Below are 14,846 nucleotides of genomic sequence, written 5' to 3'. Positions count from 1 at the left end.
ATTTATTGGAACGTTCTAATCGCTCTGCCAAACGAGAGTCAATCGGGATTCTTGCGGAGATCGAAAAGGTGATGAGTGTGGCTCTTAGCCAGGACTCTTAGCCTTCTTCAGCCTTTGGACCGGTTCAATCGCCGGAATCATAAAGTTTCTTGATTTATTGGAACGTTCCATTTATAGGATGCCGAAAACGGAGGTTGCCATGGATATCACCCTGCCTACGCAGAATGGCGGCCGCGTCAGCTACAAGCTCGCGGGCAGTCCGGTCGAGCCCGTAATCGGTGCGGTTTTCCCGCGCATCGCCTATGCCGCGGCCCATGTCGTCGCCGACCCTTTCGCGATGACCGACCCCTGGTCGAAGCCTGCGGTCGATTGGGACAAGACGATGGCGTTTCGGCATCATTTATGGCGGCTTGGCTTCCGCATCGCCGAGGCGATGGACACCTCCCAGCGCGGCATGGGTTTCGACTGGGCGAATGCGCAGGAATTGATCCGCCGCTCGATCGCCGAGGCGCGCAGCGTCGAAGGCGCAGACCTCGCCTCGGGCGCCGGCACCGATCATCTCGCGCCGGCCAATTCGAGATCACTCGAAGATGTGATCGCCGCATATGAGGAGCAGTTCGCTTTCATCGAAGGCGAGGGCGGCAAGGCGATCATGATGGCAAGCCGGGCGCTGGCAGCCGTGGCCAAGAGCTCAGATGACTATGTGCACGTCTACGATCGCATCCTCAGCCAGGCATCCGGCAAGGTCATCCTGCATTGGCTGGGCGACATGTTCGATCCGGCACTGAAAGGTTATTGGGGCAGCGGCAATTTCGAGGCCGCGCTCGACACCGTCGTCGCCATCATCGAGCGCCATGCCGGCAAGGTCGAGGGGATAAAGATTTCCCTGCTCGATGCCGGCAAGGAAGTTGCCTTGCGCAACCGGCTGCCGGAAGGCGTCGTCATGTTCACCGGCGACGATTTCAACTATCCCGAACTGATTGCCGGCGACGGGAAGCGGCACTCGCACGCCTTGCTCGGCATATTCGACGCCATCGCGCCGGTCGCCAGCGCGGCGCTGGCGAAACTCGCTGACGGCGACCGCGCCGGCTATGACGCGCTGATGGCGCCGACAGTGCCGTTGTCGCGCAAGATCTTCGAGGCGCCGACGGAGTATTACAAGGCCGGCATCGTCTTCATGGCCTGGCTCAACGGCCATCAGGACCATTTCGCCATGGTCGGCGGCATGCAGTCGGCGCGCGGCATCCTGCACTATGCCGACATCTTCCGCCTTGCCGACCAGGCAGGGTTGCTCCCCGATCCCGAGCGTGCGCTGGCCAGGATGAAGCATTTCTGCGCGGTTGCAGGTGCCTGAGAACGACACAATCGCTGGCTGAAACCTGTCCCCCGTATGGGGGATTTGCGTTCTCGCGCCAAATCTGTATTCGGTTGCCGGGATTGGATGCGGACGGAGCGGCAATGACGGAAAAAGTGGCGCTCATCACCGGGGTTACCGGGCAGGACGGGGCCTATCTCGCAGAATTGCTTCTGCAGAAGGGCTATATTGTCCATGGCGTCAAACGCCGCTCGTCCTCGTTCAACACCGAGCGCGTTGACGACATCTATGTCGATCCGCACGAGCGCGGTGCGCGTTTCTTCCTGCATTATGGCGACCTGACCGACGCGACCAACCTTATTCGCCTGGTGCAGGAGACACAGCCCGGCGAGATCTACAATCTCGGCGCCCAGAGTCATGTCCAGGTGAGTTTCGAGACGCCGGAATACACCGGCAATGCCGATGCGCTGGGAACACTCAGGCTGCTCGAGGCGATCCGCATCCTGCGCCTGGAGAAGTCGGTGCGCTTCTATCAGGCATCGACGTCGGAGCTTTACGGCAAGGCGCGCGAGGTCCCGCAAAGCGAGGCGACGCCCTTCCATCCGCGCTCGCCCTATGCCGCGGCCAAGCTTTACGCCTACTGGATCACGGTCAACTACCGCGAGGCTTACGGCATGTTCGCCGCCAACGGAATCCTGTTCAACCACGAAAGCCCGACACGCGGCGAAACCTTCGTCACCCGCAAGATCACGCGGGCCGTCGCCTCGATCCATCACGGCCTTCAGGCCACGCTCTATCTCGGCAATCTCGACGCCAAGCGTGACTGGGGCCATGCGCGCGACTATGTGGAGGGCATGTGGCGCATTCTGCAGCACAGTGAAGCCGACGATTTCGTGCTGGCGACCGGTGAGGCGCATTCGGTGCGCGAATTCGTCGAACTGGCTTTTGCCGAGACCGGACGCACCATCCGCTGGCAAGGCGAGGGTGTCGATGAAGTCGGTGTCGATGCCGGTTCGGGCACTGTCCTGGTGCGCATCGATCCGCGCTATTTCCGGCCGACCGAGGTCGACCTGCTGCTCGGCGACCCCGCCAAGGCCAAAGCCAGGCTGGGGTGGTCGCACACGACCGGCTTCAGGGATCTGGTGGCGGAAATGGTGCAGGCCGATCTGGCGCGCACCGCCGGCGGCACGCGGCAGAACAGCCGTTCTGCGTGAGGCAGGTTCATGGACGCGACATTTGATCTGAAAGGCAAGCGTGTCTTCGTCGCCGGGCATCGCGGCATGGTCGGTTCGGCCGTCGTGCGCCGGCTGGCGAGCGAGGACTGCGAGATACTCACCGTATCGCGCGACGGGCTCGACCTGCTCGACCAGGCAGGGGTGCGGCGCTGGATGGCCGAGCACAGGCCGGATGCGGTGGTGATGGCGGCCGCCAAAGTCGGCGGTATCCTGGCCAATGACCGGTTCCCTGTCGATTTCCTGCAGCAAAACCTGGTTATGCAGGGCAATGTCATTGACGGCGCCTTTCGCAGCGAGGTCGGCAAGCTTTTGTTTCTCGGCTCGTCCTGCATCTATCCAAAGCTCGCGCCACAGCCGATCAGGGAAGACGCCCTGCTGACCGGTCCGCTCGAACCCACCAATGAATGGTATGCGATCGCCAAGATCGCCGGGCTCAAACTGTGCCAGGCCTATCGGCGCCAGCATGGCGTCGACTACATCTCAGCGATGCCGGCCAACCTTTACGGTCCTGGCGACAATTTCGATCTCCAGTCCAGCCATGTCGTGCCGGCCCTGATGCGAAAGGCGCATGCGCTGGCGCTGAGCGGCGGCAACAGCCTCGAGGTCTGGGGCTCGGGCACGCCACGGCGTGAATTCCTGCATGTCGACGACGCCGCCGATGCCTTGGTCTGGCTGTTGAAGAATTATGCCGGCGACAGCCACGTCAATGTCAGTTCGGGCGAGGATGTCACCATTGCCGAGCTTGCCCAGACCGTCGCATCGGTCGCCGGCGTCGAGGCTGATATCGCCTTCGATACGACCAAGCCAGATGGCACCCCGCGCAAGTTGATGGATGTTTCGCGGCTGTTTGCGACGGGATGGCGCCCGCGCTACGCGCTTCGCGATGGATTGGAACAGACATATGCGTGGTTTCTCAACCATATTGAGAAGGGTGATGTCCGCCTCGGCGCGGCCTGATTCCAATTTTCCTTGAACCATTTCGCTGCCGCCCGCGACCAAGCGGTGTGTAGCAAACACGGTCCATCAAGGAGAACGTCAATGTTTATCACTTCAAGAAACGCATTTCTCGCCGCCATCGCGGTTTCGGTGCTGGCAGGGTGTCAGACGGCACCGCCGAGGGAATGCGAGAAGACCAAGCCCGGTGTCACCTACAACGGCAAATGCTGCGGCATCGGCACACCGTGCCGTGAAGGCAACAACACCCCTCATGACAAGCCCGACAGGCCCGATCCGCGGCCACAGTGATCCGCGAGCCAGAAACGTCCCGGCACGTGCCGGGACGTCTCGCCCCCGACAGGGTGGATTTACGGATCGGAAGGCCGCTACCCGGCGGGGCAGTAGACGATGCGGTCGCGCAGATCGCGCGAAAACTTCCCGCCGGATCTGTACTTCAAGGGGCTGTTCGACTGTTCGAAGGGAAGGTCCCGTAGAAACTCAGATTTCGCTTTCCGTCGATGCGAAGGATGCTACTAAAAAAAATTCGAGATGCTCTTGAACTCATTTGGGGCGCCTCCTAATTCGATTTCCGCCAAGGCCATAAGGCTCGGCAAAAAATGGCGGCGCCGCACGGGGCGGCGTCCTTGTACCCATGTTGCTTCAAGGAGGATGTGGCTATGAGAACCTTTGATACCCTCTATCGGACCACCGTCGGTTTCGACCGGCTTTTCGACATGCTCGACAGCGGCACGCGTCCAGACTGGCCGCCCTATAACATCGAGAAGGTCGACGAGAACGATTACCGTATCTCGATGGCCATCGCAGGCTTCAGCCAGGATGAGGTTGAGCTGACCCAGCATGGACCCGAACTGGTCGTGGTAGGCCAGAAGGCTGATGATCAGAGCGGACGCCAGCTGCTGCACCAGGGCATCGCCTATCGCAGTTTCAGGCAGACGTTCAAGCTTGCCGACCACATGAAGATCAAGGCAGCCAAACTGGAGAATGGCCTCCTCTCGATCGACATCGTCCGTGAGATTCCCGAAGAGCTGAAACCGCGCCGCATTAGCATCGGCGTCGGCGACACGCCGACGGCCGCCACTCAGATCACGCAAGACACGGACCGCGCGCGTAAAGCCGCGTAATCCTGTCGATCTGTCACACTTTGAACTGCGGGTCCGCCTCCCGGTTCCGGCCGGGAGGCTGTGATTGCGGAGAAACGAAGATGATCACTGCAGGACGTACTGGCGCGCCTCTGTCGCGCGCCTGCAGTTGGCCTGGACCGCGCAAACCATGAAACTCAATGGTTCGTTCAATTTGGAGGATCATATGAACGATCGGATGTTTGACAGCGCCGTTTTCGTGAAAAGCGGCGACAACCTTGTTCAGGAAATCACGTGTCTCGAGGACGCTCTGGAGTTCCTCTATGAATGGCCGAAGGACAGGCGCGGCCCCATTCACCAAACGGCATTGCGGGCCTGCCAGCGAGCTTTCGATAGCGATTATCCGCTTTCCGCAGCCAGAGACGCGTTCAGCGGTTTTGCGAAAGCAGCCAGAATCCTTGAGGAAGTATCCACGACAATGCCGTGGATGATGGGCAGAGGTGGCGAAGGCGGAGGAGTGACTGCCTAAAGCGCGTCGCGAAACGGATTCATGCGACACGCTTTAAGTCTTTGTTTTGATGCATGTCGTTGTCCCAGAACCGCGGCATACTTCTGGGTGACATGCATTAGGAAAGGAGGTCATGATGCTATCGAAACCTTTTGAAAAGCCAGTCCGGGTGTGGGTGGGATTGGGCTTTCCCCGCCAACTCAACACGGTCGCGGATGCCTATCAATTCGCATCCGAATGGTGTGGCAACAGCCCGGAGCAGAGAGCTGCTATTCGCGCTTGCAAAGCCGCTCTGATTGGCGATGTGGAACCCGAGACAGCACGAGGCGTCTTCGTCGCGTTCGCTCGCAAGAAGGATATTCTTATGGAGGACGGCATCGAGCCTGCGCCTTCAAGGACGCTAAGCCCGCACCACGTCTAAAGCGCGTCGCGTTTGAACGGACTCAGACGACGCGCTTTAGGTCTTTGTTTTTATGCATGTCGTCGTCTCAAAACCGGGGCCACTTTTGAGCGCCATGCATTAGAATGTCCACAAACCCGAGGCGGCTGCCACAAGCGGTGGCCGCCTTACCGGCTAAGTCGTCGAAGGGGTCAGCCAAAAACGGGCTTGGCTAAGTTATTGAAAGGATGGTGGGCGTGACAGGGATTGAACCTGTGACCCCTGCAATGTCAATGCAGTGCTCTCCCGCTGAGCTACACGCCCATCCGAAGCCGCGCATACACCATTTTTGGTCCAGCGCGTCAATAGCCGGAAAAGGGAAAGAAAGGCTCGTTTTGTCGCGCCGCCGACGAAGCGGCGAGATCACACTGTGCGCGCTTCAGGCGGCCTGCAGCATTTTTTCGACCTCGTTGACGAGATCGCGCAGGTGGAAGGGCTTGGACAGCACCTTGGCGTCTTTCGGCGCCTTGGAATCGGGGTTGAGCGCGACGGCCGCGAAACCGGTGATGAACATCACCTTGAGGTCGGGATCAATCTCGGTGGCGCGGCGGGCGAGTTCGATGCCGTCCATCTCGGGCATGACGATATCGGTCAGCAGCAGGGAGAAAGGTTCTTCGCGCAGCCGCTCGTAGGCGCTGGCACCATTGTCGAAATCGCTGACGTGGTAGCCGGCCCGCTCCAGTGCCTTGACCAGGAACCGGCGCATGTCGTCGTCGTCTTCCGCCAGCAGAATGCGTGCCATCTTGTCCCGTCCGAATCACCCCAGCCAAGCCTGCCGTCCGGCAAGCCCGTTAACCATCCTGTATATGAGGAGCTGACGGTAAACATCAAGTGAACGTTGGCGGCATTAATCCTGATTTGACGGGGTTCCTGACATGCCGAAATGCTGGACATGCGGCCGATGAGGTGGCAGTTTCCCATCATGATGCATTGCTGTTTCCGGGTTCGTTCAAATTGACGACGGCAGCCGAAGATTTTTCGGTCGTTCCACCCTTCGAAATCCGATCGGGCGCCGAGCAGCGCGTTCCCTTCGTCTTCAACTCACCGCATAGCGGCCGCTATTATCCAGACCGCTTCCTGGCCATGGCGCGGCTCGACCGGAACGCCATCCGCCGCTCCGAGGATTGCTATGTCGACGAGCTGTTCGGCAGCGCGGTGGCGCTGGGCGCGCCGATGCTGGCGGCGAATTTTCCGCGCGCCTATCTCGACGTCAACCGCGAACCCTGGGAACTCGACCCGCGCATGTTCGCCGAGCCGGTGCCGTCCTTCTGCAACATCCGCTCGGCGCGCGTCGCCGGCGGGCTCGGCACCGTGCCCAAGCTGGTGGGTGAGGGGCTCGACATCTATTCCGGCCGTCTGCCGCTGGCGGAGGCCGTCCAGCGCATAGAGGCGGTCTACAAACCCTATCACGAGACGCTGAAGCGGCTATTGACCAGAACCCATGCCAGGTTCGGCTATGCCGTGCTGATCGACTGCCATTCGATGCCGGCGAGCATCAGGGTGGGCGACAGCGGGCTGCGGCCGGATTTCATCGTCGGCGACCGTTTCGGCATCTCGGCCACGGCAGCCCTGACCGAGACGGCGATCGGCCTGCTCATCGGCATGGGCTACACCGTCGCGCACAACAAACCCTATGCAGGCGGCTTCATCACCGAGCATTACGGCCGGCCGGCGCGCCATCTGCATGCGCTGCAGATCGAGGTCAATCGCGGCCTCTACATGAATGAGCGGACGTTCCAGAAATCGGCCGGCTTCGATGCGCTGGCCGACGATATGGCGCGCTTTTCGGCCGACCTGATGGCGATGCCCGACCACCACTTCGTCGACCTGCCGCTGGCCGCCGAATGACGCCGGAGCGGCGGCTGTTCATGAGATCCCGCGCTGGCCATCCCGCACGTAAAAAAAGACCGCATCGTTTGCACGACACGGTCGAAGTCTAGGGAGGAAACGCCCAAGGAGGGCATGGACAGGAAAACCTGTCCGAGAACAAATTTATTGTGCGATGCACAAATGTCAATCGATCCCACGCTTTTTTAATTCACTCTGATGTGAAAATGCGTTTCGATGGGGCCGATGTGTGGCATTTCGGCAACGTTGATGTCTCTGATAAATCGATAAACCGGCTTGTTTTGGCGGGAAAGTGCCGGCAGACCGGGTTGGCACTCTGCAATGCGGGAGAATCACGTGGACATCAGCATCGATTTCATGCGCCGGATCGCGCAAGCGGCGGCGGCTGAAACCTTGCCGCGTTTCCGCGCACAGGGCGCGGTGGCCAACAAGGAAAAAGGCAGTTTCGACCCGGTCACCGAGGCCGACCGCGAGGCCGAGCGCGCCATCCGGGCGCTGATCTCGGCTGAGTATCCCGGTCACGGTATCCTCGGCGAAGAACATGGTAGCGAAAACATCTCCTCAAGGCATGTCTGGGTGATCGATCCGATCGATGGTACCCGCGCGTTCATCTCAGGCCTGCCGGTGTGGGGAACGCTGGTCGGATTGACGGTCGACGGTGACGCCGTCGCCGGTATGATGGCGCAGCCCTTCACCGGCGAGCTGTTCTACGCCAACGCTTCCGGCTCCCACTACGAAGGCCCCGGCGGGCCGCGGAAGCTGTCGACCCGCAAGACGACGAAGCTTGACGAGGCGACCTTGTTCACCACCACGCCGGCGCTTTTCAAGGGCGAGGCGCGCACCCGCTACGACGCGTTCGAGAAACAGATCCAGCTCGCCCGCTACGGAGCCGATTGCTACGCCTTTGCCATGATCGCGTCCGGCAGCGTCGACATCGTCGCCGATCCCGGATTGAAACCCTACGACATCGTGGCGCTGATCCCGATCATCGAAAAGGCCGGCGGCGTCGTCACCACATTCGAGGGCGGTCCGGCGGAAAAGGGCGGCGACATCCTGGCCGCCGCAACGCCGGAGCTTCACGCGGCTGCAATGGCAGCCTTGCGCGGCTGATAGTCGACCCGATCAGCGCGGCTTGATCGAGCGCTGGAATTCCGCCGGCGTTCGCCCGTAGACCTGCCTGAACGCTGAGCTGAAATGACTGTGGCTGGAGAAGCCGAGGTCCAGGCCGAGCGTGGTCAGATTGTCGTAGCGGCCAAGCAGGTCGAGCGCGCGCGCCAGCCGCAGGCGCAGATGGTAGCGATAGAGCGGCATCGCCTCGACCTGCTGGAAAACCTGCGTGAGATAAACCGGTGATACCCCGACTTCAGCGGCGATCTCGGCCAGCGTCCAGCGCCGCGAAAGATCCGAGGACAGGACGAGCTTGGCGCGGTCGACCAGCTTCTGCCGGCCAGCGCTTGCGCCGGCGGCATGCGAGGTGCGCTCGCCGAGGGAGCGCCGCACCAGCGTCAGCGCCAGGGTTTCGGCCTCCAGCGTTTCGGCAATGTTGCGGCTCAGGCTGTGGCGCAGCACCGCCACCAGCGCTTGAGCCCGCGGGTCGATGCGGCGGCGCTGACGACGAAACGCCACGGCGCTGCCCAAGCGCAACTGCTCCTTCGGCGTCAGCTCCTGCATTTGCGCCTCCTCGACAACGAGATCGAGGCAGGAATCGCCACCCTCGACGGGATGGCTGATCCGGTAGCCTTCGGCGTTGTTGAAGAACAACAACTGGTTGGCTTCGGCGACCGCATCGTTGCGGCCGACATGGCGCACGAAGACGCCGCGATAGGGAAACACAAGATGCGTGGCAGCGGTGCACTCTTCTTCGCTCTTGTGCCGGCATTCGCCGCTGCAGAGGACATCCCTCACCCTGACGGTGCCGGTGTCCAGAAGCGTCTGTACCGTGAACTGCGACATGGTGAGCTGAGACATGGCCGTTGCATTCTACCCTTGCACCGAAAGCTGCTCCGGCACATTTAGGCGATTGGCTTGTCCAAACCTGTCAGGAGACTTCACCTGTCGGGCCCTTCGTAACGGCCATGGCTCAGTCCCACAAACGGCGCATGTATTCGCAGTGAGCGTCGCTGCGCGACAGACCGATGTCCTTGAGCTGTTCGTCGGTCATTTCGAGCAAGGCAAGGCGGCTTCGGCGCCTTTCCAGTTGACGGCCGATCCAGTTGGCCGCCGCGATGCCTTGTGTCCGCAAGGACCGCCGGAACGTCGCGGTTTGAGTTGTCGGCTGATGTGCGAGGCATTGCGCCGCCGCTGCATGATCGGGGCGCATCGCTCAGGCTTCCCCGTTGCCGGCCACTGATGCGCCGGCCACTGAGGCGCCGGCTTCGTTCAGCGCAATCGCGCATTCCTCGCAGCAGACCTCGACGGTCTTGCCGCCGACCTTGACGCGGATCGGGTTGGCGTCCAGCTGACAATCGCAGGCAGCGCAGGTTTTCTCGGTCATGACGTCATCTCCTTGGCGTTCAGTATGCGAAGAGATGAGCATTCCGGGGCGGCACCGGCTGTCAGAATCTTTAGCTCTTTGGGTGCTGCCGGCGCTGCTCCTGACAGAAGGCTGTCAGCAGGCGCAAGCTCAAGGCGCCGCAACATGCAGCGCCGGCGGCATCAGGCTGTCGGGTCGTCGTTGCCGGGTATGAAGGCGTCGAAGGCGGCGAGCAACTGCTCGCGATAGACATCGGCCTCCTGCAGGATCTCGTGTTTCGAGCCATCGATCATCAGCAGCGAGCCGAGGCGCAGACGCCTGGCATAGGCTTCCACGGCCTTGGTCGAGACGACCTGATCGGCGCCGGCGGCGATCATCAGCAGCGGCACCTGGATCCTGGCCATGAAGTCGGGCCCACTGATGGCTTCGCCTGCCTTGATTGCCGCCTGCAGCCAGCGGATTGTCGGCCCGCCGAGCGCCAGTTGCGGATAGTGCTCGTAGATTTTCGTGTTGCGCTGATAGCGCCCGGGGTCCGATGTCACCTTGTTGAGGGCGAAGGGCAGGGTTTCCCTGGGACGCGGACCCCAGGCGGCGTAGAGCCGGCCGAGGCCGAGAAAGCACAATATCGAGCAGGCGCGGCGCGCGGTTTTTGCCGACACGGGCGAGTCGGGCACCGTCAGGAAAGGCGCAATCAGCACCATGCGACGCACCCGGTTGACCATCGACGGCGCCGCGAGCAGCGCGATCACGGCGCCCATCGAATGGGCGAGGATGTAATACGGGCCGCGGCAGTCGGGCAGCACGATATCCTCGAAGAACTGTTCGAGGTCGCCGGTGTAATCGTAGAAAGAGCGGACATAGCCGCGTTGCGGATCGGCGATCAGCCGGTCGGAATCGCCCTGGCCGCGCCAGTCGAGCGTGGCGACGCCGAGGCCGCGGTCGGTCAGGTTGCGGATGGTTTCGAAATATTTCTCGATGCACTCGTTGCGGCCGGGCAGCAGCACGACGGTGCCTTTCAGCGGCCGGGTGACCGCGGCAAACAGGCCGTAGCGGATCTTCTTGCCGTCGCGCGTGGTGAAAAAGCCGCCGGCGACATTTTGCGGCGGCGGATTGCCTGGCGTGGGATGGAAGAGATCCGTCATTAGGCGCTTGCGTCTTCGTGGTGTCTCACCCGGCAGGGCGTCGGCATGGTGATAGACGCCAATGGATGAAAAGCAAAGGGAGGACGCCAAGGGGGCGGACTAACAACAAGCAAGGCCGGAAGCAGCCTGCGGCGGCGTGCTTCCGGCCTCTGTCGATCCGGGAGGAAGGGACGTTACACCCGGTCGGCCTCGTCGCGGCGCTTTCATCCGGCGCCGCCTGGTTCTTTATCCTGGGGGCACTCTAGCGCCGGCCGGCTGAACGGGCGCCGAAGCGGCGGTTCATCTGCCGTTCATCGACGCCTCGATTGGTGCTCTTCAAAAATCCTTGAAATGCACTTTTGCGCTCCCCAAATGTCGGATGCAGCCGCCGATGTCGGGGCTGCTGGTCCACCCGAAACGCCTTTCCAGGGTTTCGCACCGGCCACACGCAAACATGTTGCTCAACAGGAGAACACCTCATGCGTCACGTTGATTTTTCCCCGCTCTATCGCTCGACCGTCGGCTTCGACCGACTGTTCACCATGCTCGACTCGCTGGCCCAGCCCGATGGCGCGCAGACCTATCCGCCCTACAACATCGAGCGCACCGGCGAGGACGCCTATCGCATCTCGATGGCGGTTGCCGGCTTCTCGGACGAAGAGATTTCGATCGAAGCCCACCGCAACGTGCTGACCGTCAAGGGTGAGCGCAAGGAAGAGGGCAATGGCGAAGGCTCCGAGCTGCTCTACCGCGGCATTGCCTCGCGTTCGTTCGAGCGCCGCTTCCAGCTTGCCGACCATGTCGAGGTCGTCGGCGCCACCCTGAAGAACGGCCTGCTTTTCGTCGACCTTAAGCGCAACATCCCCGAGGAGCTGAAGCCGCGCAAGATCGCGATTACCGCCTCTTCGGCCAACGCCAAGCAGATCGAGGCCAAGAACGCCGCGTGATCAAGACGGCGGCGTCACAACGCCCAAGGTTAAAAGCGTTTCCTCCCGAGACGAAAGCGGCGCCGCGAGGCGCCGCTTTTTTTTCGCCGCAGCCTCTGTCACCCCAACCGAAGAGTTCTGGCTCTTTTGCGGCGGGCGCCGTCTTCCCATGAAGGGCGATGTCTGATCTCTCGGCTGATTTTTCCCTGGCCCTAACGGCAACCATTGCGGTGACCTTCCTGCTGGCCGGCATCGTCAAGGGCGTTACCGGTATGGGACTGCCGACGTTGGCGATGGGGCTGCTGGGCACAATCATGCCGCCGGTCGCCGCGGCTTCGCTGCTGATCGTGCCGTCCTTCGTCACCAATATCTGGCAGCTGTTTGCCGGCCCGAGCTTCGGATGGATCCTCAGTCGGCTGTGGCTGATGATGGTCGGCATCGTCGCCGGCACGCTGGCCGGCTCATGGCTGCTGGCCAGCGACAATGTCAAATGGACGACGGCCGGCCTCGGGGCGGCGCTGATCGTCTATGCCGTCTATACGCTGCTGGCGCGGCAGTTGACGGTTCCCGCGTCAGCCGAGCGCTGGTCGTCGCCCATCGTCGGTTTCCTTACCGGCATCGTCACCGGCGGCACCGGCGTGTTTGTCGTGCCCGCTGTACCTTACATTCAGGCGCTGGGCTTGAGCCGTGACGATCTGATCCAGGCGCTCGGCCTGTCCTTCACCGTGTCGACGATCGCGCTCGCTGCCGGCCTTGCCTCGCACGGCGCGTTCCAGGTCGGGCATGTCGCCATGTCGTCGCTGGCGGTTGCGCCGGCCTTGCTCGGCATGTGGCTCGGACAGTTGCTCCGGCAGCGGATCAGCCCGGCGACCTTCCGGCGCTGGTTTCTTATTTTCCTGATCTTGCTTGGCCTCGAGCTTTTGGCGCGGCCTTTCCTTGCTTAGCGACCGGTGCCGGTTGCGAGAACGGCCTCGACGTTTTGCCGGTGGACGGGCTCGTACAGCGCGAAGTACTCGACCGCGCCCGTGGCGAACATGTCGGCGCCGAAGGTTTTCAGATCCTGCTTCGCAAGATCAGGCTCATGCCGGCAGCGAAGCAGTTTTTGAACGTAGGCTTGCGTGGCGGCGATGAGGCCTTTGTCGTAGCCGCCTCGCTCAATCGCTTCGAGCGAGCCGTGATTGGGCAAGATGCGGTCTATCGGCCACCCGCTCATGCGTTCGAGATCGACCAGATGTTGCGCCAGCCGATCCGCCTCGCTGACATAGGTGATTGGATCCTCGAGCGTGTCGCCCGCCAGCAGCAGGCCGTTCCCAGGCATGAACAGCACCGTGCCGTCATGGCTGTGGATTTCGACCTGACGCAGCTCGACGGCGATCGATCCAACGGTGAGGTCAAGACCGCCTGCGAAGGTCCTGTTCGGCAGCACGAGAGGCTTGATCGGTGGAACACTGCTTTCGATCTCCGCCCGGTTGTTCGCGAGCGCCGAGGCGGTGAGCGTGTTGGCGATAATCTCGCAATCCTGAAACACCTCATTGCCGGCAATATGATCGTCATGCCAGTGGCTGAGCACGACTCGGATCGATGTTGCGCCCATGTCTTCGAGCGTCTGCCTGATGAAGCGCGCGTGAGGCAGCGAAATATGCGTGTCGTAGACAAGCGCCTGCGAGCCATCGACGATCGCATAGGTGCAGATGCCGAGGGCATAGGCGCCGTCGTCCAGCCAGTTCGGCTCGTCCGACCAGGCGCGAACGCCGTCAACGCGGCCATCATAGAAGCCGAGCACGTTTGGCGCCGGGCGAACCAGCCGCATGGTTGAGCCGAGAGGTGGCTTTGTCATTGGCGCGGTCTCGCGGGTTCAGGCGATCATCTGCCCGAAGCGATCGACCTCATCTGAAGTCGTGGCAAAGCTCGTGACGAAGCGATAGAGCAACTCGTCGTCGCCGACATGGCCGTCGAAGCCGTGCGGCCTGTGCCAGTCGTAAAAGGCGGCGCCGAGGGATTGCAGCCTTTCGGCTTCCGCCTTTTTCATCACCGCGAACACCTCGTTGGCCTGCGGCAACCAGGCGAGCTTAGCCGTTGCCGAATCCTCGATCGCAGCCGCCAGGCGCGCGGCCATGGCATTGGCATGACGGGCCATGTCCAGCCACAGGCCGTCCGTGAAGTAGGCGTCGAACTGCGCTGCGATGAAGCGCGACTTGGAGAACAGCTGTGCGGCGCGCTTGCGCAGGAAGGACAGCTCCTTGGCGCGGTCTAGATCGAACAGCACCACCGCTTCGGCGCACCAGCAGCCGTTCTTGGTGCCGCCGAACGAGACGATATCGACGCCGCGCTTCCAGGTCATTTCGGCCGGCGTCGTCTCAAGCGCGACCAATGCGTTGGCAAAACGGGCGCCGTCCATATGCAGCGGCAGGGAAAAGCGTTTGGCGATCTCCGAAATGGTGGAAATGTCGTCGAGCCCGTACACTGTGCCGACTTCGGTCGATTGGGTGATCGAGACGGCCGTCGGGCGTCCCCAATGGACGATTTCGGGTGCGAAACGGGCGACGGCCCGTTCAAGATTGTGCGGGTCGATCTTGCCCAGGGCGCCGTCGACAGCATGGAGACGCGAGCCGCCGCTGAAATATTCCGGCGCGCCGCATTCGTCCTCGATGATGTGCGATTCGCGGTGCGCAAAGGAAATGCCGCCGGGCTTGTTGTAAGCGGCCAGGGACAGCGAGTTGGCCGCCGTGCCGGTAGCGACGAAGAACACCGCGACCTCGCGTTCGAAGATCTCGCTGAAACGCTGGTAGACGGCGCGGTCGAGATCGCCATCGCCATAAGCGGTCGAAAAGCCGCCGGCGTTGGCTGACAGCCCGGCGGCAATGTTGGAATGGACGCCCGCCCAGTTGTCGGATGCAAAGAACATCAGGAAAGTCCCTGTCTGGTTGAGAAAGTCTGGTTGCGAC

18 protein-coding genes and 1 tRNA gene are annotated in these 14,846 nt (G+C 61.9%); 11 read left to right on the top strand and 8 right to left on the bottom strand.

Annotated features, from left to right (window positions below; translation table 11 throughout):
- Positions 1-199 precede the first annotated feature (199 nt).
- The 7 genes from X756_RS163130 to X756_RS163155 all read left to right on the top strand — a co-directional run bounded on the left by X756_RS163130 (position 200) and on the right by X756_RS163155 (position 5,515).
- Positions 200-1,354, top strand: a complete 1,155-nt coding sequence (locus tag X756_RS163130) for a dihydrodipicolinate synthase family protein (protein WP_023728424.1) — start codon at positions 200-202, stop codon at positions 1,352-1,354.
- 104 nt (positions 1,355-1,458) lie between these two features.
- On the top strand, positions 1,459-2,529 hold the full coding sequence (gene gmd, locus X756_RS163135; RefSeq protein ID WP_023686427.1) for a GDP-mannose 4,6-dehydratase: 1,071 nt from the start codon (positions 1,459-1,461) through the stop codon (positions 2,527-2,529).
- A 9-nt stretch (positions 2,530-2,538) separates the two neighbouring features.
- Entirely contained in the window at positions 2,539-3,507 is a 969-nt protein-coding gene (locus X756_RS163140; protein WP_023728423.1) for a GDP-L-fucose synthase, read from the top strand.
- A gap of 81 nt (positions 3,508-3,588) precedes the next feature.
- A complete protein-coding gene (locus X756_RS1000000166975) occupies positions 3,589-3,795 on the top strand; it encodes a hypothetical protein (RefSeq protein ID WP_023710933.1) in 207 nt (68 codons plus the stop codon).
- Positions 3,796-4,163: 368 nt separating this feature from the next.
- The gene (locus X756_RS163145; protein ID WP_023671192.1) at positions 4,164-4,628 is read left to right on the top strand and encodes an Hsp20 family protein; all 465 of its coding nucleotides are present in this window, start codon (positions 4,164-4,166) and stop codon (positions 4,626-4,628) included.
- Positions 4,629-4,692: 64 nt separating this feature from the next.
- Positions 4,693-5,115 (top strand): DUF982 domain-containing protein, encoded by a 423-nt coding sequence (locus tag X756_RS163150; protein ID WP_306413578.1) that lies wholly within the window; start codon positions 4,693-4,695, stop codon positions 5,113-5,115.
- Positions 5,116-5,227: 112 nt separating this feature from the next.
- Positions 5,228-5,515 carry a DUF982 domain-containing protein gene (locus tag X756_RS163155; RefSeq protein ID WP_031197745.1) on the top strand — a complete coding sequence of 96 codons (288 nt, stop codon included), beginning with the start codon at positions 5,228-5,230 and terminating at the stop codon, positions 5,513-5,515.
- Between the two features lie 207 nt (positions 5,516-5,722).
- Here X756_RS163155 and X756_RS163160 read toward each other — a convergent pair.
- Both X756_RS163160 and X756_RS163165 read right to left on the bottom strand, forming a co-directional pair.
- Positions 5,723-5,797, bottom strand: a tRNA-Val gene (locus X756_RS163160).
- A 115-nt stretch (positions 5,798-5,912) separates the two neighbouring features.
- Positions 5,913-6,275, bottom strand: a complete 363-nt coding sequence (locus X756_RS163165; RefSeq protein ID WP_023671195.1) for a response regulator — start codon at positions 6,273-6,275, stop codon at positions 5,913-5,915.
- A gap of 164 nt (positions 6,276-6,439) precedes the next feature.
- Here X756_RS163165 and X756_RS163170 point away from each other — a divergent pair, with 164 nt between their 5' ends.
- Positions 6,440-7,381: an N-formylglutamate amidohydrolase gene (locus tag X756_RS163170; RefSeq protein ID WP_023728422.1), complete on the top strand. Its 942-nt coding sequence runs from the start codon at positions 6,440-6,442 to the stop codon at positions 7,379-7,381.
- A gap of 336 nt (positions 7,382-7,717) precedes the next feature.
- Positions 7,718-8,491, top strand: coding sequence for a histidinol-phosphatase (gene hisN / locus X756_RS163175; RefSeq protein ID WP_023728421.1), 774 nt, complete (start codon positions 7,718-7,720; stop codon positions 8,489-8,491).
- A gap of 12 nt (positions 8,492-8,503) precedes the next feature.
- Here hisN and X756_RS163180 read toward each other — a convergent pair whose 3' ends face one another.
- From X756_RS163180 to X756_RS163190, 4 genes are all read right to left on the bottom strand, one after another.
- On the bottom strand, positions 8,504-9,334 hold the full coding sequence (locus tag X756_RS163180) for an AraC family transcriptional regulator (protein ID WP_023728420.1): 831 nt from the start codon (positions 9,332-9,334) through the stop codon (positions 8,504-8,506).
- A gap of 127 nt (positions 9,335-9,461) precedes the next feature.
- The gene (locus X756_RS163185; protein ID WP_023686421.1) at positions 9,462-9,701 is read right to left on the bottom strand and encodes a DUF1127 domain-containing protein; all 240 of its coding nucleotides are present in this window, start codon (positions 9,699-9,701) and stop codon (positions 9,462-9,464) included.
- Between the two features lie 3 nt (positions 9,702-9,704).
- Positions 9,705-9,875: a hypothetical protein gene (locus X756_RS1000000169230; protein WP_023683236.1), complete on the bottom strand. Its 171-nt coding sequence runs from the start codon at positions 9,873-9,875 to the stop codon at positions 9,705-9,707.
- A gap of 161 nt (positions 9,876-10,036) precedes the next feature.
- Positions 10,037-10,996 carry an alpha/beta hydrolase gene (locus tag X756_RS163190; RefSeq protein ID WP_023728419.1) on the bottom strand — a complete coding sequence of 320 codons (960 nt, stop codon included), beginning with the start codon at positions 10,994-10,996 and terminating at the stop codon, positions 10,037-10,039.
- Between the two features lie 458 nt (positions 10,997-11,454).
- Here X756_RS163190 and X756_RS163195 point away from each other — a divergent pair, with 458 nt between their 5' ends.
- Both X756_RS163195 and X756_RS163200 read left to right on the top strand, forming a co-directional pair.
- Entirely contained in the window at positions 11,455-11,922 is a 468-nt protein-coding gene (locus X756_RS163195) for an Hsp20 family protein (RefSeq protein WP_023671202.1), read from the top strand.
- Positions 11,923-12,080: 158 nt separating this feature from the next.
- Positions 12,081-12,845 (top strand): sulfite exporter TauE/SafE family protein, encoded by a 765-nt coding sequence (locus X756_RS163200; protein ID WP_023728418.1) that lies wholly within the window; start codon positions 12,081-12,083, stop codon positions 12,843-12,845.
- On the opposite strand, the gene X756_RS163205 is transcribed toward X756_RS163200, so the two are convergent.
- Both X756_RS163205 and X756_RS163210 read right to left on the bottom strand, forming a co-directional pair.
- Entirely contained in the window at positions 12,842-13,738 is an 897-nt protein-coding gene (locus tag X756_RS163205) for an MBL fold metallo-hydrolase (protein ID WP_023728417.1), read from the bottom strand. The two genes, X756_RS163200 and X756_RS163205, sit on opposite strands and share 4 nt — an antisense overlap.
- Before the next feature lie 18 nt (positions 13,739-13,756).
- On the bottom strand, positions 13,757-14,806 hold the full coding sequence (locus tag X756_RS163210; RefSeq protein WP_023728416.1) for a low specificity L-threonine aldolase: 1,050 nt from the start codon (positions 14,804-14,806) through the stop codon (positions 13,757-13,759).
- Between the last annotated feature and the right edge of the window lie 40 nt (positions 14,807-14,846).

Source organism: Mesorhizobium sp. LNJC405B00 (genome assembly GCF_000502615.1).
In the GTDB taxonomy this organism is placed as follows: domain Bacteria; phylum Pseudomonadota; class Alphaproteobacteria; order Rhizobiales; family Rhizobiaceae; genus Mesorhizobium.
This window is presented reverse-complemented; position numbering and strand designations above follow the sequence as displayed.